Origin of the sequence: Streptomyces sp. NPDC058195, from assembly GCF_042883525.1 — a bacterium.
Lineage (GTDB): Bacteria > Actinomycetota > Actinomycetes > Streptomycetales > Streptomycetaceae > Streptomyces.
On the sequence record NZ_JBHVVM010000042.1, the window covers coordinates 1 to 22524 of the forward strand.

At 69.6% G+C, this 22524-nt stretch carries 18 protein-coding genes and 1 pseudogene; 9 read left to right on the forward strand and 10 right to left on the reverse strand.

What is annotated here, in order from left to right; genetic code table 11:
* Positions 1–106 precede the first annotated feature (106 nt).
* A protein-coding gene (locus ACFVWY_RS33160) for an IS5 family transposase (protein WP_389878661.1) occupies positions 107–957 on the reverse strand; the annotation gives its coding sequence in 2 pieces (ribosomal slippage) (positions 107–618 and positions 618–957; 852 coding nt in all).
* 130 nt (positions 958–1087) lie between these two features.
* Here ACFVWY_RS33160 and ACFVWY_RS33165 point away from each other — a divergent pair.
* The gene (locus ACFVWY_RS33165; protein ID WP_356087207.1) at positions 1088–1381 is read left to right on the forward strand and encodes a DUF6225 family protein; all 294 of its coding nucleotides are present in this window, start codon (positions 1088–1090) and stop codon (positions 1379–1381) included.
* Positions 1382–1405: 24 nt separating this feature from the next.
* On the opposite strand, the gene ACFVWY_RS33170 is transcribed toward ACFVWY_RS33165, so the two are convergent.
* The 3 genes and pseudogenes from ACFVWY_RS33170 to ACFVWY_RS33180 form a co-directional block, all read right to left on the reverse strand.
* A complete protein-coding gene (locus tag ACFVWY_RS33170; RefSeq protein WP_389878630.1) occupies positions 1406–2539 on the reverse strand; it encodes an IS630 family transposase in 1134 nt (377 codons plus the stop codon).
* A gap of 83 nt (positions 2540–2622) precedes the next feature.
* The gene (locus tag ACFVWY_RS33175) at positions 2623–2982 is read right to left on the reverse strand and encodes a hypothetical protein (protein WP_389878631.1); all 360 of its coding nucleotides are present in this window, start codon (positions 2980–2982) and stop codon (positions 2623–2625) included.
* Between the two features lie 99 nt (positions 2983–3081).
* A pseudogene (locus ACFVWY_RS33180) lies at positions 3082–3312 on the reverse strand (IS630 family transposase); the annotation flags it as partial.
* A 600-nt stretch (positions 3313–3912) separates the two neighbouring features.
* Between ACFVWY_RS33180 and ACFVWY_RS33185 the strand changes: the two are divergent.
* Entirely contained in the window at positions 3913–6237 is a 2325-nt protein-coding gene (locus tag ACFVWY_RS33185; RefSeq protein WP_389878632.1) for an NACHT domain-containing protein, read from the forward strand.
* Positions 6238–6612: 375 nt separating this feature from the next.
* On the opposite strand, the gene ACFVWY_RS33190 is transcribed toward ACFVWY_RS33185, so the two are convergent.
* Positions 6613–7275, reverse strand: a complete 663-nt coding sequence (locus tag ACFVWY_RS33190) for a pyridoxal 5'-phosphate synthase (RefSeq protein ID WP_389878633.1) — start codon at positions 7273–7275, stop codon at positions 6613–6615.
* Positions 7276–8881: 1606 nt separating this feature from the next.
* On the opposite strand from ACFVWY_RS33190, the gene ACFVWY_RS33195 reads away from it, so the two are divergent.
* Both ACFVWY_RS33195 and ACFVWY_RS33200 read left to right on the forward strand, forming a co-directional pair.
* Positions 8882–9271 carry a hypothetical protein gene (locus tag ACFVWY_RS33195; protein WP_389878634.1) on the forward strand — a complete coding sequence of 130 codons (390 nt, stop codon included), beginning with the start codon at positions 8882–8884 and terminating at the stop codon, positions 9269–9271.
* Positions 9272–9720: 449 nt separating this feature from the next.
* Positions 9721–10521 carry a DUF6585 family protein gene (locus tag ACFVWY_RS33200; protein WP_389878635.1) on the forward strand — a complete coding sequence of 267 codons (801 nt, stop codon included), beginning with the start codon at positions 9721–9723 and terminating at the stop codon, positions 10519–10521.
* Positions 10522–10634: 113 nt separating this feature from the next.
* Here ACFVWY_RS33200 and ACFVWY_RS33205 read toward each other — a convergent pair whose 3' ends face one another.
* Positions 10635–11300: a TetR/AcrR family transcriptional regulator gene (locus tag ACFVWY_RS33205; RefSeq protein WP_389878636.1), complete on the reverse strand. Its 666-nt coding sequence runs from the start codon at positions 11298–11300 to the stop codon at positions 10635–10637.
* A gap of 132 nt (positions 11301–11432) precedes the next feature.
* On the opposite strand from ACFVWY_RS33205, the gene ACFVWY_RS33210 reads away from it, so the two are divergent.
* The 5 genes from ACFVWY_RS33210 (at position 11433) to ACFVWY_RS33230 (ending at position 18602) form a co-directional block, all read left to right on the forward strand.
* Positions 11433–12782 carry a flavin-containing monooxygenase gene (locus tag ACFVWY_RS33210; protein ID WP_389878637.1) on the forward strand — a complete coding sequence of 450 codons (1350 nt, stop codon included), beginning with the start codon at positions 11433–11435 and terminating at the stop codon, positions 12780–12782.
* Positions 12779–13624 (forward strand): SDR family NAD(P)-dependent oxidoreductase, encoded by an 846-nt coding sequence (locus ACFVWY_RS33215; protein WP_389878638.1) that lies wholly within the window; start codon positions 12779–12781, stop codon positions 13622–13624. Before ACFVWY_RS33210 ends, ACFVWY_RS33215 begins: the two co-directional genes overlap by 4 nt.
* Positions 13621–14958, forward strand: a complete 1338-nt coding sequence (locus tag ACFVWY_RS33220) for an MFS transporter (protein ID WP_389878639.1) — start codon at positions 13621–13623, stop codon at positions 14956–14958. The genes ACFVWY_RS33215 and ACFVWY_RS33220 overlap by 4 nt, the downstream gene beginning before the upstream one ends.
* Before the next feature lie 2 nt (positions 14959–14960).
* On the forward strand, positions 14961–15662 hold the full coding sequence (locus ACFVWY_RS33225; RefSeq protein ID WP_389878640.1) for a sulfite exporter TauE/SafE family protein: 702 nt from the start codon (positions 14961–14963) through the stop codon (positions 15660–15662).
* A 510-nt stretch (positions 15663–16172) separates the two neighbouring features.
* Positions 16173–18602, forward strand: a complete 2430-nt coding sequence (locus ACFVWY_RS33230; protein WP_389878641.1) for an endonuclease/exonuclease/phosphatase family protein — start codon at positions 16173–16175, stop codon at positions 18600–18602.
* A 242-nt stretch (positions 18603–18844) separates the two neighbouring features.
* Here ACFVWY_RS33230 and ACFVWY_RS33235 read toward each other — a convergent pair whose 3' ends face one another.
* From ACFVWY_RS33235 to ACFVWY_RS33250, 4 genes are read right to left on the reverse strand one after another with little or no spacing between them, the layout of a single operon-like run.
* A complete protein-coding gene (locus ACFVWY_RS33235; protein ID WP_389878642.1) occupies positions 18845–19393 on the reverse strand; it encodes a S26 family signal peptidase in 549 nt (182 codons plus the stop codon).
* On the reverse strand, positions 19390–21240 hold the full coding sequence (locus tag ACFVWY_RS33240; RefSeq protein WP_389878643.1) for an ABC transporter ATP-binding protein: 1851 nt from the start codon (positions 21238–21240) through the stop codon (positions 19390–19392). The genes ACFVWY_RS33235 and ACFVWY_RS33240 overlap by 4 nt, the downstream gene beginning before the upstream one ends.
* A complete protein-coding gene (locus ACFVWY_RS33245; protein ID WP_389878644.1) occupies positions 21237–21779 on the reverse strand; it encodes a redoxin domain-containing protein in 543 nt (180 codons plus the stop codon). Before ACFVWY_RS33245 ends, ACFVWY_RS33240 begins: the two co-directional genes overlap by 4 nt.
* Positions 21767–22363, reverse strand: a complete 597-nt coding sequence (locus ACFVWY_RS33250) for a MauE/DoxX family redox-associated membrane protein (protein WP_389878645.1) — start codon at positions 22361–22363, stop codon at positions 21767–21769. The genes ACFVWY_RS33245 and ACFVWY_RS33250 overlap by 13 nt, the downstream gene beginning before the upstream one ends.
* Positions 22364–22524: the final 161 nt, after the last annotated feature.

Here is a 22524-nt window from a genome sequence, read left to right on the forward strand (position 1 = left end):
CCGCTACGACAAGACCGCCCAGTCCTACAAAGCGGCCGTCACCCTCGCATCAATCCTGATGTGGGCCTGACACTTTGACGACAACTCCTAGGGCGTTTCGTTTGGATCAGCGGGCAGACCAGAGGAAGATGCCTGCGATGTGAAGTCCGGCGAGGTAGTTGGTGGCGGTCTTCTCGTAGCGGGTGGCGATGCCGCGCCACTGCTTGAGGCGGTTGATGCATCGCTCGACGGTGTTGCGTTGCTTGTATGCCTTGCGGTCGAAGGATGGCGGTCTGCCGCCTGCCTGTCCGCGCTGCCGCCGGTTGGCCTGCTGGTCGGCCCGTTCCGGAATCACCGTGCGGATGCCGCGTCTGCGCAGGTGGCTGCGGATCGCGCGGGAGGAGTACGCCTTGTCGGCCAGGACCACGTCCGGCCTGGTGCGGGGCCGTCCACGAGGGCGGGGAACACGCAGGCGGGCCATGACGTCCGTGAAGGCGGGTGCGTCGCCGGCCTTACCGGCAGTGAGGACGAACGCCAGCGGCCGGCACCGGCCGTCGGCCGCCAGGTGGATCTTCGTGGTCAGTCCGCCGCGGGACCGTCCGATGGCATGATCGTCCGGCTCGTCGTCCGGGGCCCCTTTTTGCGGGCTCCGGCAGCATGCTGATGAGCGCGCACGATGGTGGAGTCCACGGACACGGCCCAGCCGACGTCTTCGTCCGCGTCTGCCTGGGCCACCAAGGCGGTGAACACCCGCTCCCACGTGCCGTCGACGGCCCACATCCGCAGCCGGTTGTAGACACCCCGCCAGTTGCCGTACTTCTCCGGCAGATGCACCCACTGGGTACCGGTCTGGAACTTGAAGGCGATCGCGTCGACCACCTCACGATGGTCCCTCCAGCGGCCACCCCGCTTCGGCGTCCGGTCCGGGAGCAACGGCTCGATCCGCGCCCACTGCGCATCAGTCAACGGCACATCCAGAACAACGACCAGCTGATCCAAACGAAACGCCCTAGCGCCGCGCCAGGCAACGTTTGCCCTGCTCTGATGCTGCTGGACAAGAGCTGACGGCACCAGTTGATCAAGGATCTGTGCTCGTATCCTGTGTCGCATGGCTGACATGAATATCGAGCGCTACCGCCATGAGACTGTGGAGCTGACGGTGGGGGAACTGCGCGAAGCTCTCATCGGGTTGCCTGCCGAGGCGCCGGTACGGATCGATGTGCCGCTGAGTCCAAGGTCAGAAGAGATGCGGGACTCGGTCGACTCAGGGTGTCACCACTTCGTGGTGAGCGGAGTCGTATTGCATGACGCTGACTACCTCAGGCAGGACGAGGTCGTCCTTCAGGCGGATTTCTCCTCGGAGTGGTACGTCCGTCCGGTCGAGCCGAGCGACGAGGCGTGACCTGGCCGGCGCCGTAGTGGCAGATCAGGCGACGTTGGCCCTGCTGATGACCTCGCGTAGACGCTGATCGGCGGCGTTCTTGTTCCGCCAGATAATGTAGCGGCGGATCATGCTGCCCTGGGCCTTGTGGCTGAGGTGGTCGGTGCCGTCGAGGGCAAAGTAGCGCAGGGCGGTGAACTGTGCCTCGATCCGGTTGAGCCAGGAGCTGTTGGTTGGGGTGTAGACGATCTCGACGTTGTTCGCCGCCGCCCAAGTGGCCACCCACTGGCACCGCTTGGTGGTCAGGTGCGGGGAGTATTTATCGCAGACGATCGCGATGCGCACGTCTGCCGGGTGCAGCGAACGCAGGTAGCGGCAGAACTCCAGGAACTTGGACCGGTTCTTGGTCTTCTTGATGTGGCCGTAGAGCTGGTCCTTGGCGAGGTCGTAGGCGGCGAACAGGTGCCTCACCCTGTGCGGGCGGGTGTAGGTCGCCCGTCGGCGGGTCCGGGTTTCACGTCCGGGGGCCTTGTGCCGTCCACCGCGTTCGGCCCACTGCCGGCCGGGGTGGGGCTGGAGATTGAGCGGCCCGAACTCGTCCAGGCAGAAGACGACTTCGGGCTCACCTTCCTCGGGTATGACCTCGCCGTCGGCGATCGCGTAGAGGTGCTCGACACGGGCCTTCTTGGCCGCGTAGTCCGGGTCGCGGGAGGTCTTCCAGGTCTTCACGCTTTGAAAGGAGACGCCCTCCTCGCGGAGCAGGACCCGAAGGCCCTCGTGACTGATGTCGTCGACCACCCCCTCGGCGACCAGGAAGTCGGCCAGCTTGGCCATGCTCCAGGTCGATAACGGCAGGCCGTGCTCGGCCGGCTTGGACTTCGCGATCTTCTTGATCTCCCGGCGCTCGGGAAGGGTGAACGTCCTCGGCCGCCCGCCCCTGTATTTCGGGTAGAGCGACTCGAAGCCGTCGGCATTGAAGTTGTGGATCACGTCGCGGACCCGATCCGCGCTGGTGAACGTCACCTCAGCGATCTTCACCGCTGGCATGCGCTGAGCGGACAGCAGTACCATCTGGGCCCGCCGCCAGGTCACCACCGACCCAGTGCCCCGGCGGACGATCCGCAGCAGCCGTTTTCCCTCGTCGTCATCGATCTCACGGACCTGCACGCGTTCAGCCACGTGATCATTCTGGCCGTCCGGTGCCGCCCGGCGCAGCAACCGGGCGACACGTCACGACGGGGCGAACGTTGCCTGATGCGGCACTAGCTGCGTCTCATTTGCTGATAGGCCACGTACATGCGAGCCATATCCTCTCGGCTGTCGCGCACCTCCAGAAAATCGAGGACCTGGGTGAACAGGTGGTCAACCGCTCGCTGTTCCTGCTCAGACTCCATGGGTTCCCGCCACTCGCCTGGCCGTACCTCGGGGACGGCTTCACGAAAGATTTCCTTGAACCAGATGAAGCTGGACAGTTCGCTTTTCTGGACGCACAACCATTCTTCGAAGCCGCGGAGTAGCCCTCCCGACATTGCCAGGTTCATTCCGTTCAGCAACATGGCGGTCGTGTAGTACCGACCGTCCAGTCCGAAGCCGTCCTGCGATTCCCGGATACGTTCGATCAACTGCTTTTCGTACACAATGCCCCCCGTGGCGGCAATCAGAGATGTTATTCAGTTTATCCGAGAGTCGGGAGGGGTTTCGTGGCTCCACGAGGGGCCGTCGGGGAAGAACGATGCGAAGCCGTCGGTGTTGAAGTTGTGGCTCACGTCCCGGACCGATCCGCACTGGTGAAGGTGACCTCGGCGGTCTTCGCCACAGGCATACCCTGCGCGGAGCAGCACCGTCTGGGCCCGGCGCCATGTCACCACCGAACCGGTGCCACGGCGGATGATCCGCAGCAACCGCCGACCCTCATCGTCATCGATCTCACGGACGCGTACCCGTTCAGCCACCCGCTCAGCTTGACGGGCTTGACGGCCGCACGCCTCACGAGACCGGACTCAAGCGACGCGTCATGTCACAACAGGGCGAACGTTGCCTGATGCGGCACTAGATTGCGGATCAGCTCTTGGGACTACCGTCCCCGCTGCGTCAACTCCACTCCTGCACCGACTCCTTGATGAGCCGGATGGAATGCCCCTGAAGACCGTCCAGGAACTTGGCCCAGCACTGGAAGAACACGTGGATGCTCTGACCAGCCCGGCGCGCGCACGCGGCAGAATCCACGCCGGAATGCGGTCAGGATAAAACCCGTCAGCGGGATCTTCCTGCCACGGTGCGACACTGTGCACCACACCCCAGCGAACGGCGTCCCGCGCCTGTCGTACCTCCGTTCTTCGGCGATGTCCGGAGGGGCCGTTGCCGACACGTCGCCGCCACGCGGTCCCCGCCAGCTGCCGCGCGCCCCGGGAGGGGCACCAGGGTCGTCGTCACGCTCTGTGGCAAGGGGGCCTGTGCGGTCGCGGCCCCGGCGGCTCGCATCGCTCGATTGGCGGACCCCGTGTGCGGCCTGAAACTGCTTGCCGTCCGCCGTTATGCCCCATGCTGATCCGATGCGTCATCGAGGAATGAAGAGACTGGTCGCTGCCGTCTATATCGCTTTCCTGGCAGGCATACTCGTCTACTTCCAGTACGCGGGTCCGGAACTGGCCGACCAGAAGGCCAGCGTGATCGGTGCGTTGATCGCGCTCCTCGGTGTCCCGCCTGCCGCGCGGGCGTTGTGGCTGATGTGGCGGGGAGAACGCACGGCCGAGCAGTCGACCGCCGTCCTGGAGGAGGCAGCGAAACAGCTCAAGGTAGCGGTACGCAACCAATGGGATGCCGAGTCCGCGTTGCGGCGGATCAACGACCCGTATCCCCTTCCGGTCGCCTGGCGGGCCGCGGACGAGGAACTGGTGGCGCCCTGGAACGAGTTGGGCGAGCTGGCCCTTTCCTGGCCGGGTGGACCGCCTGGGGATCCGGCGCTCTGGCCGCAGGACCCGGCAGCTCTCGGCCGCCAGGACGGTGCGATCGAGAAGGTGTTCACCGACCAGATCCCCACCCGTCGGCTGGTGGTTCTCGGCGGGCCCGGCGCGGGCAAGAGCGTGCTGCTGATCCGGCTTCTGCAGGACCTCTTGTCCGACCGTGACCGGGACGGGCCCGTACCCGTCATCTTCTCCCTCGCTTCCTGGGATCCGCATCAGGCGTTGCGGACATGGCTGGTCGGTCAATTGCATCACCACTACCCCGGACTGCGCGACACCGTCAGGTCGCCCATCAGCGGCACGCTCGGCGATCTCGCCGGAGCGCTGTGGGAGAGCGGACGCATCCTTCCGTTGCTGGACGGCTTCGACGAACTTCCCGAGCGGTTCCAGGCCGCTGCCCTGGACTCCCTCAATCGAGCCCTGCCCGCCCGCAGCCCGCTGGTGCTGGCCTCGCGCCTCGCCGCCTACCGGGCCGCGGTCGACGGCCCTGGACCCACGCTCCGCCTCAACGGCGCCGCCGCCATCGAGCTTCTGCCCCTGGCCCGCGAACATGCCGCCGCCCATCTGCGACGGGACGCGGGTGGCCCGCACTCCTCCGGAGCGAGCCGGTGGGACGCGGTGATCGACCAGTTGGGCACCGAGAGTCCGGTCGGGCAGGCACTGAGCACTCCGCTGGGGATCTACCTCGCCCGCACCATCTACAACCCCCGCCCCGGCCCGGGCCCCCGCGGGACGGCACCGCACCCGGACGAGCTCTGCGAACGACAGGACTTCCCGGACCGCACCGCCGTGAACCGGCAATTGTTCCAGGCGTTCGTTCACGCCGCCTACGCACCCGACGGGCCCCGGCCGCCCCGCTGGAGCGCCGCCGAGGCCCAACGGGCCTTCACCTTCCTCGCCCGCTTCCAGGAATCCCGCCGCCTGGGCAGCCCCGATCTGGCCTGGTGGGAACTGAGAGGGACGGTCCCGAAAGGCATTCCATGCCTTCTGGGCGGGCTTTTGCTGGGCATCCTGTTCGGGATTCTGGGTTTCATCGGAGGGTATTCCGCACTCAAGGTACTGAGCCCGGTCGTGGGGGGCGCCGCAGGAGCGATCATGGGATGGCGGACGTACGGAAGCGCCATCCGTACGTGTCTCTTCGGGGCGATCGGCATCGTGGTGGGCGGCCTCGCTTTCGTACTCGGGGCTGTTCTGGGTTTCCTTTCCCCAGTGTTCGCATCACCGACGGCACAGTACGTGCCCGAGGGTTTCGTCACCGGGGTCGTGCTGGGGTGCCTGACGTTCCACCCCCTTGGCCGCTTCGTCGTCCCGAGCACGGTTCGGCAACTGCGCGAAGTGCTCGGAGGCGGGCTCTGGGGGCTCGCGGTCATCCTGGCCGTGGCTGTGGGCCATGTCCTCACCGGAGGAGGGCTGGAAGCGCTGCTGACCCTCGGGTCCTTGGCAGGGCTTGTGGTCAGCATGTTCTGGCCCGGCCGCGGAATCACACCGCGGGCTCCTCGCCCGACGTCCAATCCGGGGGCGTCGAAGCTCCTGGCGCTCGACCGACGCGAGTTCCTTCTCGTCAGCGTCACCTTTGCCCTGATGGCCGGAACCGTGTTCGCGTCCGTGTACAACACCCCGATCGGGGACGAGTTCGGCCTGGGGTCCGCTATGGGCGAGGTCGGCCTCGGCCTGAGAATCGCCCTCGGCGTTGTCACGGGACTGGCGACCGCCCTCGTGATGGGGGTCGTATCAGCGACCTGGCCCCACTTCGTGATAGCGCGCACCTATCTGGCCCTGCGCGGACACCTGCCCCGCGACCTGATGGAATTCCTGCGAGACGCCCACGAGAACCGCGGCATCCTGCGCCAAGTGGGCCCGGTCTACCAATTCCGCCATATCGACCTGCAGCGCCACCTCGGCAGACAGCATTGACCATCGGCTCACCCAACCCTTGACTGCGCGAGCACACGGGCCGCGCGGCGCGCTCGTTCAAGGACTGCAGAACCCGCCACCTCATCAGCCGTGCGCGGCGGCCCCGGATCCGCCGCGGCGGCCCTCTTTCGCCCGCCGCCGGGGTGGCGGACCCGACCCAGCGGGATGGCGGCGGCGGAAAGGCGCTGTCCCTTGCGTGTACCGGTGGGATGTTCAGGCCGGGCGGGTCGGCTCGACGGACTCGCCGCTCGCCCGGTGCCGCAGCAGAGCAAGCCCTGCCCGGAGGCCTTGAGGATCACTCGCGAAGGTACTCCCCCGCTTCCCGCCCCGCACGGATCCACCAGCCCTGCGCATTGCCCGTGCACAGGACAGCAATCAGGGCCACAGCGTCTGCTTGGTCCACCCGTCGGATGAAGACAGGTAGATGAGCCGGGTGTGGCGGCGCTGTTTGTCGCCTTGCCAGAATTCCACCGCCTCCGGGCACACCGAGTACAGCGTCCAACCCGGCGCCACGAGGTCCGGCTCGCTCGTGATCCGCGTGAGGGATGCCTCCACCTGCGCATCCCTCACGGACAGATCCGCGAGTGGTTGCGATTGCCGACCGAGCAGAGCTTCCGCCCGTGCACCCGCACTGCGGGCGAGGAAGTCCGCAGCGCACAGTTCAGGGGCCGCTCGTACAACCGGTCCGCGCACCCGGACCTGGCGGCCAAGCGATGCCCAGTAGAAGGTCAGCGCCGCATAGGGGCGGGCGGCGAGGTCGCGGCCCTTGGGGCTGCCCGCGTCCGAGGCGAACTGCCAGCCCTCCGGGCTCACGTCCTTGAGGATGAGTACGCGGGCGGTTGGCTCACCGCTGGCGTCCGCGGTGGCCAGCGTCATGGCGTGCGGCTCCTTCACCCCGGCACTCAACGCGTTGAGCAACCACTCGGTGAACAGTTCGAACGGCGTGTCTGGCGCAGTCGATGGGTCGAACTCGGGAAGCTCGCCAGCGAAGACCTCGATGTCCCGCAGTGTCTGACGCAAGTTGGCCGCATCGGTCACGTTCCACTCCCTCAGTCGTGATCACTACGTCGACCTGAACCTACCAATCCGCCTCACGCATAAGCTGATTGAGGCTGATCACGCCACCGCAATCCAGCGGCGTTCGGCAAGGTGACCGCTGACGAAGCGGGCTCCAGCACGGACGAGGGCGACGAGGCGGTGTGCGGTGACCGCTCGCCAGCGGGCCTGGGCCGACTCAAGGAGTGTGAAGACGATCGCGAGGGCCGCGGCCGGGCTGCCGGTGCCGCGGGGGGGCCGTGGTCCGAGGCTGCACGGCGGAGAAGGCCGACCCGGCTGGATTCGTCGTCCTGAGATGGATCCAGTGCCTGGCGGGGAAGCCGTAGAACGCCAGCTGCGCGTCGGCCTCGCCGGTGATCTTCTTGACGGCCTTGGGGGAACTTCGCCGCGTACACCTTCTCGAACGCGGACTCGATGCAGATCCCGATGTCGCAGGCGTCCTACACCGGGAACGCACCGGTGCCTCGGGCCGCGCCGCCACCCCCTCCGTGGAAGGCCAGGAGGCGCATCATGCCCGCTTGTACTGAACTTGAATGCGCGATGCCGGGGTGATCGTGGTCAGTCGTCCAAGGTCAGCCCGGTTCCCGCGAGGCCCTCCCGACGTCGGTCACCATGTCGCCCTTCGCGTATCTCACAGTCCAGGGCTACCGGAGCCGACCGGGAGCCGTCAGGTGAACGGCTCCGGCATCAGCCCATCAATGTTCAGTACTCGCTTCGAGCCTTGTCGAGCTTGGACGCCAGCACGGCCATCCCGTGCAAGTGGGTGAAGTACGTGGTTGCGTACTCGTCATCGTCGATGGACGGAAGGATTCCCGAGGACCGCGATGCGCTTCCGCAGTATGCCCTGGTCCCGGTCGCCCAAGGGGCCGCTCAAGACTGAGGAGACACAGTTAGCGAGCATCAGGTCCATCATCACCATGCATTCGCCCTCAGGCTCTCGCTGGTAGAGACCCGGGGGAAAGCCCATGGACCTGAACTCACGCCACAACCGTGCCAGCTGATCCGAATCGGCTTCTTTCATGTTCGTGATCGCTCCTCATGGTCAGGTGCCGGGAAGTGCGCCCACGACGAGCTGGTGCATGATAGCGGGTGATATGTTCTTGCTGGTGGGTGACACGATCCGGATGTGGCGATCGCGCTCAGTCGGACGGTTCTCACGCGTCAGGTGTTCACAGAGGTCTTACGGGGCATCTGGCCTCCCCGGTGGAGGAGTTGGCGGGGCCTTGACCGTCTGGGGCCAAGGGTCGTCGTCACGAAGCTGGCAGCGGAGCCAGGAAGCGCGAGGCAGGAGCCGGTGCCCGATACCGGCTGGTGTGCGTCGAGCGGCTCGTGGCCACGCTGATTCTCTGCGGCACGATCTGCCCCATGCGGCGTTGGCGCTGCTCTTCGGCGTCGGCCTCTCCGCCATTGCCGTGCGATCGGTGAGAGGCGAGGGCTGCCCCGCAGTCCTGCGCTGAGCCGAGTCCCGGCACCCTGCCGGTAGGGTTGATCAGCTTGGGGTGGCCTGCGCATGGAGCGGGGCCTCGGTTGTGATGGAGGCCGCGCGATGCGACTCGCTTGCCGGAACTTTGGTGTGTCCGATCTCCCGATGCGTGGACTCATACCGTGCGAGGCCCCGCTGGAGGTCCTGCTCCTGGACATCCACGCGGAGCTGAGTCTCTGGGACGACGAGTACCGGCTGCTGTGCGAGGACATGTTCCCCGTCGCCGAGCTGGCCTACCGGCTCACCCAGTGGCTGCAGAGTCCTGATGCCGGGGCAGGGGACTTCGAGCTCGAATCGATGTCCGCGGATCCCGGGCTGATCCGGATCGCGGGGTCCGACGAGGGGTGGCGTGTGGGATCCGTCCTTGAGCCGGACGTGTGGACCACCCCCGTGGCGTGGAGCCTCCTGGTGGAGGAGATCAGGAAGTTCGTGCAGTCCGTGCGCGCAGGTGTTGGTGCACTAGGCATCGACCCCGCCTTCATCCCCGAGCCCTGAGCCGGGCTTCAGCACACCGGCCGCTGGGGGGATTATTTGGGACGGCTGGTGTGCTCACGGCGTGGGCGCCGTCCTGGAGACCCGTCCGCCGGGCCGCGTCCGCAGCGGTCCGCAGCAGTCCGGGAAGCTCATGGCGGTTCCGCGGCGCGAGGGTGCAGACGCGACCCGCGCCGGCACGCGCCTGATCGTCGTGGTCAGCCGACCGCCCGCCAGAATCCACAACGACCGCAAGGGGAAGAGCGGGGCCGCGGCGGCCCGGGGAACGCTCTCGCGCGGATGCCAGAATCCAGGAGACTGTCCCGGCCCGTGGGCGCGGGATCCTCCGTGTGCGAGATGTGCGGAGCCGGAAGGCTCTTCCCGTACGGGCTCCGCTCCCTGACAATGGTCCTCAACTGTCTGGCCTTGGGGGGCTTGTGTCAGATCACCATTCCGATCCTGTTCCGTCCTCTATGCGCAGAGTCGCGCGGGAATTCGAACTGGGTTCGCGCCAGGGGCTGGTGTGGACCGAGTCCCATCGGTTTCCCTGGATCGTGGTCCTGCTGCCGGCGTTGGTAGGTCTCCCGGTGCTCTGGCTGGGCATCTCGTCCGCGGTGGAGCAACAGCGAAGCCAGGGCGCCTGGTACTACGCTCTGCCACTGCTGGCGCTGGGGGCCGCCATTGTCGCCGCAGCCGGGTACTTCCTCTTTCTCGCGCTCGCGAGGCGGCAGCCGCAGGTCTGGGTGGGCCACTACCGGCACGGCATCGTCCGGGAGGTCGCCGGCCACGTGCCGGAGGCATACTCGTGGGACGAGATCGACGGCATCCGGTGGCGCACCACCAAAGTGACGACCGGGATCACCAGCACCACCACACACGAACTCTGGGTGCGTCCCCGTGAGGGCGCCGAGATCACGGTGACTGACGCGTACAAGGGGGCTGTCCGGTTCACCGAGGAGCTGGACAAGACATTCACGCGCGTCCGCCTGGCGCAGGACGGCGACCGGCTGAAGGCGGGCGAGCGGATCGACTTCTTCGGGGCCTACCTCGATCCCGCCGGTGTCGGGCACCTCGACCACCGGCTCGGCTGGCCCGAGGTCGACCGGGTCACGGTGAAGAAGGGCTGGCTGGAGATCCATCAGCACGGCCGCGGTAAGCCGTGGGCCAGGCTCCCCGTGGAGATGGTGCAGAACCTCTCGGTCTTCCTGGCCCTCGCCACAAGGATGAGCCAGGAGGCGGCCGGAAATCGACGGCGGCCGGACGGCCCGGACTGATCCGGCCTGATCCGGCGAAGGCCGACGTCAACCGTGCCACGACCCGACCGGAACACGGCATCACGCAGTGGCGCTGCCTGCGATGACGCCCGAGGCCCCGGACGCCGCAGCCCTTAGCCCCGAAGCCCGCTCGGGGCGCTTCCGCCGCAGTCCAGCACCCCGGTCACGACGGCGTACAGGTGGCGGCGGAAGCGGTCGAGTGAGGCCAGGTCGCGTGGGCCGAGCCGACGTCCGGCGGGGTCGATGACTCCGGCCTGCCCGAAGGAGTGAGCGGTCCAGACGATCGTGAAGACCAGCATCTCGACGTCGACCCCGGCGCCGATACCGGCGCGGTCGAGCACCGTGCGGACCCCGGCGGCGACCTCGGCGACGAGTGGACCGGCGAACTCGGTCTCGATCTCCTTCAGTTCGGCCCCCTCGGAGAGCCAGCGACGCATCCACAGCGCGGGAACCTCGGGGTGGCTCAGGCAGAAGGAGAGATACGTGTCGACGAAGCCGAGCAGCGCGGCGCGGGTCTCGTCAGCCGATGGGCCGCAGGCACGCAGTTGCTCCAGTGCGGCAGTGGCCACGTCCCGCTGGGCGAGGTGGGCGCGACGCATCACCGCACGGTACAAATCAGGCTTCCCGCCCACGTGATAGGCGACCGTCGCGATGTTGAGGCCGACGGCCTCCCCGATCGCGCGGGTACTTGTGGCGTCGTACCCACGTTCGGCGAAGAGCCGGGTGGCAGCCTCCAGGATGCGTTCGCGGCTGGTTCCGTCGTCGGCATGGGTGCTCATACGCCCGAGGCTACCCGACACGCCTGAACGGTTTCAATCAACTGCTGGATGACGAAAGGGCAGGTCAGAAGGGATTGTGCTCCTCTCCATCATTCGATTGAATGAGCGCCCTCACGGAAGGGAGGGCGTGGCATGGGTGCGACGAGGGTTGCGGTGATCGGCGCCGGGGCGGCGGGACTGGCCTCGGCCAAGGCGCTGCTCGACGACGGTCTGGACGTCACGGTTCTGGAGCGGGGCGACCGGCCCGGCGGCCTGTGGGCGCCGGACGGCGACGGGACGTCTCCGGCGTACGACAGCCTGCACCTCAACACCAGCAAGGGCCGTACCGAGTTCGCGGACTTTCCGATGCCGAGGCGGTGGCCGGACTTCCCGTCGGCCGCGCTGGTGGGCGGCTATCTCGCCGAGTACGCGGACACCTTCGGGGTCACCGGGCGCATCCGGTTCGGCTCCACGGTCAGCGCCGTGCGCCACCGTGACGCGGGGTGGGAGGTCACAGCCCTGCGCGGCACGGACAGGACGACGGAGGCGTACGACGCCGTCGTCGTCGCCAACGGGCACAACCGCGAGCCGAAATGGCCCGCGCCCGCCTACCCGGGCGCGTTCGACGGCACGCAGCTGCATGCCCACGACTACCGCAGCCCGGAGGCGTTCGCCGGGCTGCGGGTGCTCGTCGTGGGCATGGGCAACTCCGCGATGGACATCGCCGTGGACGTCTCGTACGTCTCCTCGGGGCCCGTGCTGCTGTCGGCCCGGCACGGCACGCACATCGTCCCGAAGTACCTCTTCGGCCGCCCCGCGGACGCGACCGGCGGAGCACTCGCGGTACTGCCGTGGCGCGTCCGGCAGAAGGTCGCGGAGGCGGTACTGCGTCTCGCGGTCGGCACGCCGGAGAGCTACGGGCTGCCGCGCCCGGCCGGTGGGCTCTTCCAGAATCACCCGACGGTCAGTGACACGATCCTGCACCGGCTCACCCACGGTGAGGTCATCGCCCGTCCTGGCGTCGAACGGCTCGACGGAGGCCGGGTGGTCTTCACCGACGGCACCGCCGAAGACGTCGATGTGATCGTGTGGGCGACCGGCTACCACGTGACCATGCCCTTCCTGGACAGCACCTGGCTCGGTCACGACGCCGAGGCGATGCCGCTGTACCAGCGGGTCTTCCACCTGGACGACCCGACGCTGTCCTTCGTCGGCCTGATGCAGTCCACCGGCGCAGCTCTGCCGGTCGTCGAGGCGCAGGCCAAGCTTGTGGCCGCGCATCTTTCCGGCCGGTATGCCCTGCCGTCACCGGCCGATCAGCGCACCGCGGTCCGGCGCGCCCATGCCGCGGCGGTCGAACGGTGGGGTGACAGACGCCCGGCGATGCGTATCGACTTCGACCGGTACGTCGCCGCCCTGCCCCGCGAGATCCGGGCAGGCGCCCGCCGGGCGGCTCGCGGCGCCGCCGTCCACACTCCGACCTCGAAGGCACACGCGTCGTGACGATCTCCTTCCTCGACCGCCGTCACGATGCCCGTGGACGACGGGTCCTCATCACCGGCGCCTCCGGCACCCTTGGCCGGGCCCTGGGCGAGCGGCTGACGCGCGCCGGGGCGCAGGTGGTCGGCCTCGACCTGCGACCCCGTGGCGACGAGCCGTTCGACGTGATCCGCTGCGATGTGACCGACGACGGCAGTGTGACGTCGGCCGTCGCGGACGCCCTCGCCGTGCTCGGTGGGCTCGACGTCCTGGTGAACAACGCCGGAGCCGGCGGGCCCGCGCCGGCCGAGTTCGCGCCCGGCGCCGAGGTGCGCCGGCAGCTGGAGCTCAATCTGCTCGGTACCTGGCGGGTGACAGCCGCCTGCGTCGGCCCGTTGGTCGCGGCGCGCGGCCGGGTGGTGATGGTGGCTTCGCGGATGGCGGTCATGCAGCTCCCGCTCGCCGCGGCGTACGGCGCCTCCAAGCGGGCCATGGTCGCCTACGCCGACGCACTGCGCCTGGAACTCGGCACACATGTCTCGGTCAGTTGCGTGTACCCGTCCGCGGTGCGCAGTCCGATCCACGACTCGACGAAGGCGGCGGGCCTGTCGCTGGAGGGCATGAGCGTGTACGAGCCGCTGGACGGCGTGGTCGACGCGCTCTCCCGAACGGCGCTGGCCAAACGGCCGCGGCGGGACGTGACCACGACCCGCCGGGGTGCGGTGGAGTTCTTCCTGGCACGCCATCTGCCCGCGCTCACCGACCGTGTCGTGGCCCGCACGCTCGCCGCACGGGCCCGCGCGGGTGTCTTCGACGGGGCCGCGCTCGCCGAAGGCGTGGTCGAGCGGCACCGGAGCGGGACATGACGGCCGCTCAGCACGCCTCGCCGCGGGCGGGCCGGGGAGCGCTGTCCGCGTACGCGGCCGGTTCGGTGGGCATGGGTGTGTGGGTCACCGTGCCGGGGCTGCTGCTGCTCTACTTCCTGACGGACGTCCTCGGTGTGCCCGCGTTCACGGCCGGTCTGGCTCTGCTGCTGCCCAAGGTGGTCGACATCGTCGTCCACCCGTTGCTGGGATCGCGTTCGGACCGGGAGGCGCGCCGGTCCGGGCACCGGCGCCGGATGATGCGGGCCGGGGTGCTGCTCGGCCTGGCCATGGTGGCGATGTTCAGCGTGCCGCCGGGGCTGACCGGCGGGGCGGCGGCGCTGTGGGTGGGCTGCTGGTTCGTGGTGGGCAACCTGCTGTTCGCCGCCTTTCAGGTGCCGTACCTGACGACACCGTCCGACCTGCGGGTCGGGTACCACGAGCGGACCCGGGTCTTCATGTTCCGCATGGTCCTGCTGACCGTCGGGCTCCTGGGCGCCGGCGTCGCCGCACCGGCGCTGGCCACGGCGGGCGGTCGGGGCGACTACGCCCGCATGGCGCTGCTGCTCGCGTCGGTCATGGCCGTATCGGCGGTCGTCGCGGTGGTCGGCGTACGGCGGCTCACGGAGGAATGCGGCTTCCGGACGCCCGACGCGCAGGCCGGCTACTCGCCCCTGGCCGACCTGCGCGTCGCGTGGAGGGACCGGGACTACCGGGCGCTGGTGCTGTCGTATCTGTTCACGGGCACAACCACGCATCTCTTCCTCGCCGCACTGCCGTACGTGACCGAGTACGTCTTCGGCGAGCCGCGGCTCACCGCGCTGTTCATGGGGCTGTTCCTCGGACCGGCGCTCTTCGCGGGTCCGGTGTGGACGGCCTGGTCCCGGCGGCACGGGAAGCAGCGTGGGCTGCTGCTGTCCCAGGGCGTGTTCGCGGCGGGATCCCTGGCGCTGCTGCCGGGCTCGGCTCTCGACGGGGCGGTCGGTGTCGTGGTCACCGCCGGTGTGGTGATGGTGATGGGGGTGGCGTTCGCGGGGCTCCAGCTGTTCGCGTTCTCGATGGTGCCCGATGCGATCGCGTCGGCGGGATCGTCGAAGGCCGGGGCGTACACGGGGGTGTGGACCGCCACCGAGGCGACCGGCACCGCCGTCGGCCCGTACGTGTACTCGGCGGTTCTCGCGATGGGTGGTTTCGTCTCCAGCACGGCGGGCGCGCCCGCCGTGCAGTCCGGCACGGCGCTGACCGCGCTGCTCGTCGGCTTCACCGGCGTGCCGGCCGTGCTGATGTCCGCCGCCCTGTGGCTCCAGCGGCGCTACACCCTGGACGGCGCTTCGTGACCATGACCGAGCAGGTGGCCGTGGCCGCGGTCGCGCTCGGCGCGTTCGCCCAGGCGGCGACGGGGATGGGCTTCTCGCTGGTGGCGGCTCCGGCGCTGATCGCGGCATTCGGGCCGCACCGGGGTGTCCCGATGGTCCTGGTCCTCGCGGTGCTGGCCTCCTTGCTGCCGCTGTCGCGCGACTGGCGGCACGCCCGGCCGCGCGACGCCGGGCGGCTGCTGGTGCCCGCGGTGCTGGGAACGCCGGTGGCGGCTTGGCTGCTGGGCGCGATGGACACGCGGCTGCTGGCCGTCGCCGCCGGGTGCGGGGTACTCGTCGGCGTGGCGCTGCTGGCCCGGGGCGTGCGCTCGTCGTTCCTGAGCAGCCCGGCAGGCGCCTGGCTGGCCGGCCTGGGCAGCGCCGGGCTCAACGTCATCGGCGGCGTGGGCGGGCCACCGATCGGCCTGTACGCCGCCAACGCCGACTGGCCCGCACGCGAGACCCGGGCCACGCTGCACGCGTTCTTCCTGGTCCAGAACCTGGTCACCGCCGCCGTCCTGGGCTTCGTCCTCCCGTCCTGGCCCGCGGTGGCCGCTCTCGTCGGCGGCGCGGTCACGGGCGTGGCGCTGGCGCCCCGGCTGCCCGCGAGGGCGGCACGTCTCGGAGTCCTGACGGTGTCCTGCGTCGGAGGACTGACGTTGATGGGCAGCGCTCTGACCACCTGAGTCCTGAAGGAGGATCGCGGCGCTGCCGGATCAGGACGGGCCGAGGCGCGTCAGAGCCTCCGCCAGCATCCTTGCCGGTCCGGCCTCTCCCTCGCCCGGTCCCGTCCCGCGTCCCCGAGCCCAGGCCCCGGCCGCGCGGCCTCCGGCGCCGCTCGCGACGCGTCGATCGCGTCGGCACACGCGAGCTGAAGCTCCCGCACGTGTGCCCCATCCTGTCCGAAACCATCCTGGCCACCGAAGCCGAATTCCGGGGGCCTCGCGTGACGATGGCAGGACTGCGCTGCGCAGCCGGGCCCGACCTGCGGGAACAGCGACCGGACAGGCAGGAATGGTGACAGGAAGTTCATGTCCGAAGCCTTGATACGCCATCTTCTACGCGCGTATCTTCAGCCACTGGATCTGTGCGAGACGCTCTCAAGCGTCCCTCGCCACCACTTTGACGATCCCTCACTGGCCTTGGCGCCGCCGCGGCGACCGGGCTGTGTCCTGCCATGAAGGAGTGCCGCAACGGTGCCCAGTCCCCTCCCCGCCCGCCGCTCCCGCCGCACGCTGCTGCGCGCCACTCTGCCCGCCGCGGTCACCGCGTCGCTGGTGCTCGTCCCGCTGCCCGGCGCGGTCGCCGTCCCGTCCACGGGCGTGGTCATCGCCGAGGTGTACGGCGGTGGCGGCAACTCCGGCGCGACGCTGAAGAACGACTTCATCGAGCTCGCCAACCCGTCCGGAGCCGCCTTCGGGCTGGCCGGATACAGCGTGCAGTACCTGCCGGGCAGCCCCGGCGCCAGCAGCAAGTGGGGGGTCACCCCGCTGAGCGGCACGGTCGCCGCCGGCGCCCGCTACCTGGTCGCCGAGGCGGCGGGCACGGGCGGCACCGTGGACCTGCCGACCGCCGACGCCGCCGGCAGCCTGGCCCTGTCCGCCACCACGGGCACGGTCGCGCTTGTCCAGGGTGCCGACGCGCTGACCTGCAAGACCGCTGCGGACTGCGCCGCCGACCCGCGCGTGGTCGACCTGGTGGGCTTCGGCACCGCCGTGGTCCACGAGGGCTCCGGGGCCGCCCCCGGCGCCTCCAACAGCGCCTCGGCGGCCCGCGCCGCGTCCCTCGCTGACACCGACGACAACGCCGCCGACTTCCGTCCCGGCGAGCCCACCCCGGTCAACGGCAAGGGCGAGACCACCCCCGGCGGCCCGGGTGGGGGCGACACTGGCCCGACCGAGCCCGGCACGGTGCGCGTCCACGACATCCAGGGCGCCACCCGCCTCTCGCCGATGGCCGGCAAGACGGTCACCGGTGTTCCTGGCGTTGTCACCGGCGTCCGCACGTACGGCACCAAGGGATTCTGGATCCAGGACCCGAACCCGGACGCCGACCCGGCCACCAGCGAGGGCGTCTTCGTCTACACCGGCGGCGCCGGACCGGCCGTCAAGGTCGGTGACTCGGTCCTGGTCACGGCCAAGGTGACCGAGTACTACCCGAACAGCTCGGGCGGATCGCAGTCCCTCACCGAGCTGTCCAGCCCGAAGTTCACCGTGGTCTCCTCGGACAACCCGGTGCCCGCCCCGGTGGTGCTGGACGGTTCGGCCGTCCCGGCGGCGTACGTCCCGGACGCGGCGGGCGGCTCGATCGAGTCCCTCCCGCTGCGGCCCGGCAACTACGCGCTCGACCTGTACGAGTCGCTGGAGGGCATGAGCGTCGAGGTCCGCGACGTACCGGTGACACAGGCCAGCAACGCGTACCACGAGCTGTGGGTGAACACCCGGGAGCAGGACCCGCGTTCGTCCCGCGGCGGTTCCGTGTACCTCGGCTACGACCAGCAGAACTCCGGCCGTCTCATGGTCCAGTCGCTGGGCGCGGCCGCCGACTTCCCGGTCGCCGACGTCGGCGACCGGCTCACCGGCGCCACCGCAGGCCCGCTGGACTACACCAGCTTCGGTGGTTACGCGGTGCAGGCCACCCGGCTCGGCTCCGTGCAGGCGGGCGGGCTGAAGCGGGAGGTCACCCGGTCCGGCCTGCCGAGCGAGCTCACGATCGGCACGTACAACGTCGAGAATCTCGACCCGGGCGACCCGGACGAGAAGTTCGCCGAGCTGGCGGCCGGTGTCGTCACCAACCTGCGCTCGCCCGACATCCTGGCCCTGGAAGAGGTCCAGGACGACAACGGCCCGGTCAACGACGGCACGGTCACCTCCGACGCGACCGTCGCCACGTTCGTCGAGGCGATCAAGGCGGCTGGCGGCCCCGCCTACGACTGGCGCTCCGTCGACCCGGTGAACGGCAAGGACGGCGGCGAGCCGGGCGGCAACATCCGCCAGGTGTTCCTGTTCAACCCCGGCCGCGTCTCCTTCACCGACATACCCGGCGGCGACTCCACCACCGCCGTGGGCGTGACCGGCACCGGCAAGCGCACCTCCCTGACCGCCTCCCCGGGCCGGATCGACCCGGCCAACGAGGCCTGGAACAGCAGCCGCAAGCCGCTGGTCGGCCAGTTCACCTTCCACAACAAGCCGGTCTTCGTGATCGCCAACCACTTCAACAGCAAGGGCGGCGACCAGGGCCTGGACAGCCGCTTCCAGAACCCGGCACGCGGTTCCGAGGTGCAGCGCGCCCAGCAGGCCGAGGTCGAGCAGGCCTTCGTCGCCAGGCTCCTGGCCGCCGACCCCGGCGCCCGGGTGGTCTCCCTCGGGGACTTCAACGACTACCAGTTCTCACCCGCGCTCCGGACCCTCACCAAGGACGGCGTCCTGCGCGACCTGGTGAACGAACTGCCCGCGTCCGAGCGCTACTCGTACGTCTACCAGGGCAACTCGCAGGTGCTCGACCACATCCTGGTCAGTCCCGCGTTCAAGCCGCAGCAGACTCGCTACGACGTCGTCCACATCAACAGCGAGTTCGCCTCCCAGGCCTCCGACCACGACCCGCAGGTGGTCCGCGTCAAGCCCTGACCCGGCCCCTGCACCGTGTCTCCCCCGTCCGGTCCCGACCGGGCGGGGGCTCGCTGTTCCGCCGGCGTGTGCTTTCACCTGGTCCGGAGACGGCACCGCGATCCACAGCTCCCCATGGACGCCACCGTCTACGACCGGGACGGGCCCGGTAGTTGGCCGCCACGGCCTCTGCTCCTCCCGGGGACCGTTCCGCCCGGGACGTGCCGATGGTCCGCCGACGGGCCCGGAACGCTCCGCCGCCCTCACCCCTCCGGTGGCGAGGGGCGTGCCGTCGGGGAGAGTCTGCACACGACGCTTCCGAGCAAGCGGTCAGCCGGGAAGAAGCCGAGCTGCCGGGAGTCGACGCTGACGGTGGCGTTGTCCCCGGCCAGGACGATTCGCCCTGGCGGCACCGGTTCTCCGGTCTGTCCCGCGAGCGCGGGAAAGCCAGTCGCGGGTACGGGACCGCCCGGCAGGGAGACCAGGCGTTTGATCATCCAGTGGCGGCCGGTGACGACGCGGGAGGACGCCGCCAGGGGCGGCGGCGCGAGGAACCTCGTGGCGTCGGGCACCGGTTTCTCGACGACCACCACCTGCCCCGGCGTCAGGGAAGAGCGCCGGTGGACGAGCACCCGTTCGCCGTCGTGGTAGAGCGGTTCCATGCTCTCGCCGCGTACGGTGACGACCACCAGCCGCCGCCCGAGCACCGTGTGCAGGGCCGCCCCGGCCAGGGTCAGTGAGGCGAGCAGGCCGCACGCGACGGCCCACTGGGCGCGGACACCGTCGGCGGGCGCTTCGTGGACGCGCCTCATGCCGCACCCGTCACGGAGGGGGCGGCCGGCTCCGCGGGCCGGTAGCCGGATGCCTGCAGCGCGAAGAGGCGTGCGTATTCGCCCCGGGCCGCCATCAGGGAAGCGTGGTCCCCCTGTTCGGCGACACGGCCGTCGCGGAGGACGACGATGATGTCCGCGTCCCGCACGGCGCCGAGCCGGTGGGAGATGAGCACGCTGGTGCGCCCTCGGCGATGCCGTACGAGCGTGCTGTGGATCTCCTCCTCGGCCTGTGCGTCGAGACCGGCGGAGGGCTCGTCGAGAATCATCAGGTCCCGGTTGTCGCGCAGCAGCGCACGGGCGAGGGCCAGGCGCTGCCACTGGCCGCCCGACAGCAGCACGCCCGTCTCCGTGTCCCCGCCGTTCGCCTCCATGAAGAACATCCGGGACAGCAGTGTGTCGTACCCCCGGGGAAGCCCCATGAGTGTTCCGTGCATCCCGGCCCGTTCCGCCGCCGCGCGGATGCGCCGGGGGTCGGACAGCGCCGTCAGATCCCCGAGGGCGATGTTCTCGGCCGCGGTCATGTCGTACTCCATGTAGTCCTGGAACACCACGCTGACCCGTTCGCGGATCTCCTTCACGTCAACGTCCCGGAAGTCCACGCCGTCCCAGAGAACAGCCCCTTTGGTGGGGTCGTACAGGCGGCAGATCAGCTTGACCAGAGTGGACTTGCCAGCTCCGTTCAGGCCCACGAGGGCCAGGGTCTTGCCGTGCGGAACGTGGAGGTCGACGCCGCGCAGCACCCACGGATGCGTGTCGGAGTACCGGAACCACACGTTCCGCAGGCGCAGCCCCTCGGCCAGGGCGGGCAGCGGACGGGGGTCGGGGGGCGGGGGCAGGTCCGGGCCCGCCGAGGTGACCACGGCATAGTGCTCGAACATGAGCAGGGCCTGGTGCGAGCGGGCCATTTCCCTGGCAGTGGCGACGAGGCCGCTCTGTACGCCCGCGACCGCCGCGATGAAGACCGTCACATCGCCCACGGACAGCGCACCCGTCCGTGCTTCCCGGACGGCCCACAGCAGTCCCACGCCCGCCATCAGGGCGGCGAGGAAGCCGAGGGCGGCCTGTGTCACGAGTTCCCTGCGGTCCAGGCGCCGTTTCGCCGCGTTCGTCGTACGGCGCTCCGCCAGCATGCGTCCGCGCAGGAAGGCACCGGTGCCGAACAGCCGGATCTCCTTGGCCGCCTCGACGTCGGACAGCAGGTTCGCGTAGAAGAACTCCCGTCTCTCGGCGGGGCCGATGTCCCAGAAGACCCTCGCCCTCCGCCGCGCGAGCGCGATCTCCGCGGTCAGCGCCGGGAGCCCCGCCAGCATCACCAGGATCGCCATCAGCGGACTGATCAGCACGAGGGATCCGACGAAGCCGAAGGCCGTGAGGAGGGAACGGGCCACGCCCAGGAGGCCGTCCACCGTCTGGCTGGGGCTCGTCCGGCCCGTCTGCTGGGCAAGCCGCAGGTGGTCCAGGAATTCGGGGTCCTCGAACCGGCCGATGCCCGAGAACCGCTCCACCGCGGCGAACAGCCGGTCCTGGGCGAGCAGACCCACCCTGCGGTCCATTTCCGCCCGCAGGTACTGGGCCGCCTGCGGAATCAAGGCCGCCGCGATCCCCACCCCGGCGAGCCCCGCACCCATCACCACGAGGGCCCCGGCGGGGGCGTCGTGGAGCAGACCGTCCAGCAGGGCCTTCGTCAGCCATGCGAGGGCCACCGGCAGCCCGCCCGCGGTCAGGGTGAGGAGGGCGTAGAGCGCCAGGGTGCCGGGGGCCGCCGCGAGGGCGAGGGAGCAGGCGGCGAGCCCATGTCCCAGCCCGGGGCGGGAAGCCGGACTCACGTCAGCGCCGGGAACGGCTGGTCCAGGTCGATCTGGTTCTCCGCGACGACGAGCCGCCCGTCATCCTCGGCCGTCACCCTCAGGAGCGTCGGGTAGGCGGCGGTACCGAAGGCCGTGTGAAGGGGGCCCTGCCGGTCCTCGGCCACGACCCGCGCTACCGGCGAGAGGCGCTCGATGAACTCCGCCCCCTCCTCCGCGCTGCCCACCACGACGGCGAGCACCTGGCTTCGTCCTCCGGGCCGGGACCGTGCGTACGCGGTGAACTTCGGCAGCTTCTCCTTGCAGGGCTGACAGGTGGGCGAGAAGAAGGCCACCACGGTGTCCGTCGGCGTCAGCTCCGAACTCACCACATCACCGTCGACCGAGGCGGCGGTGAAGTCGCCGACCTCCGTGCCGACGGCCACGGTGACGGGCATTCCGCCGGCACCCGCCAGAAGTTCGGTGTGCTCCCGCAGGCGTTTGACCACGCCGAGGGTGAGGACCAGGTCGACGAAGGCGATGAAGCCCACAAGTACCAGAACGGCGGTCAGAACAGCCATGACGTCTCCTTCTTCGATGCGGCGGACAGGCGGCGCCCGCCTGCACTCCCCGGTGGGGGAGGCGCGGGCCAAAAGAGGTCGAGAATGGGGTCGGAGGCCACCACCAGCCAGGCCAGCAGCAGACCGGCCGCCAGTGCCACGGCCGTTCCGCCGGTGCTCATACGGCCATCGGCGGAGCAGGCCGCGGCCCCGGCGAGAGCGAGCGCGGCAAGCGTCACGTTCCGTACGACGTGCCGATGGCCGAGCGGTGTCCGCGAGACGCCGAAGCACCGGCACGGCTCGCGTGCGCCCCGGCGTACGGCTCCGGCGATGCCGAGCGCGAACGACAACAGCGCCCCGGCCGCCAGCACCAGGCCGACGAGGGTGGCGCGCTGCCCCGGAACGGCGAGCAGCAGACATATAAGAAATTCCGATGCGACGACCGCCGCGGCGACCGGAGCGACACGTGTGTCCGGCAGAATACGCATACCTCGTACCGAGGCAACGAATTCCCCAAACGAAGTGCGACGGCTTACCTTGGTGAGAAAAGAGACCAGGAAAACGCCCCCCACGAGAAACCGCAGCATCAGGGCCAGATACAGCACCGTTTACTCCTCAATCACGCACGTGGAGCCCATTCCTCATGCGGCTCCCGGCAACTTTTTTCCTGTCACGTCACCCGGCGCGCGCTCGCGGCACGGGCCGGAGAAGCCACGTCGTCCTGCCCTGAGCCCTCGGCTTCACTCAGGCAGGGGAGAGCGGACTC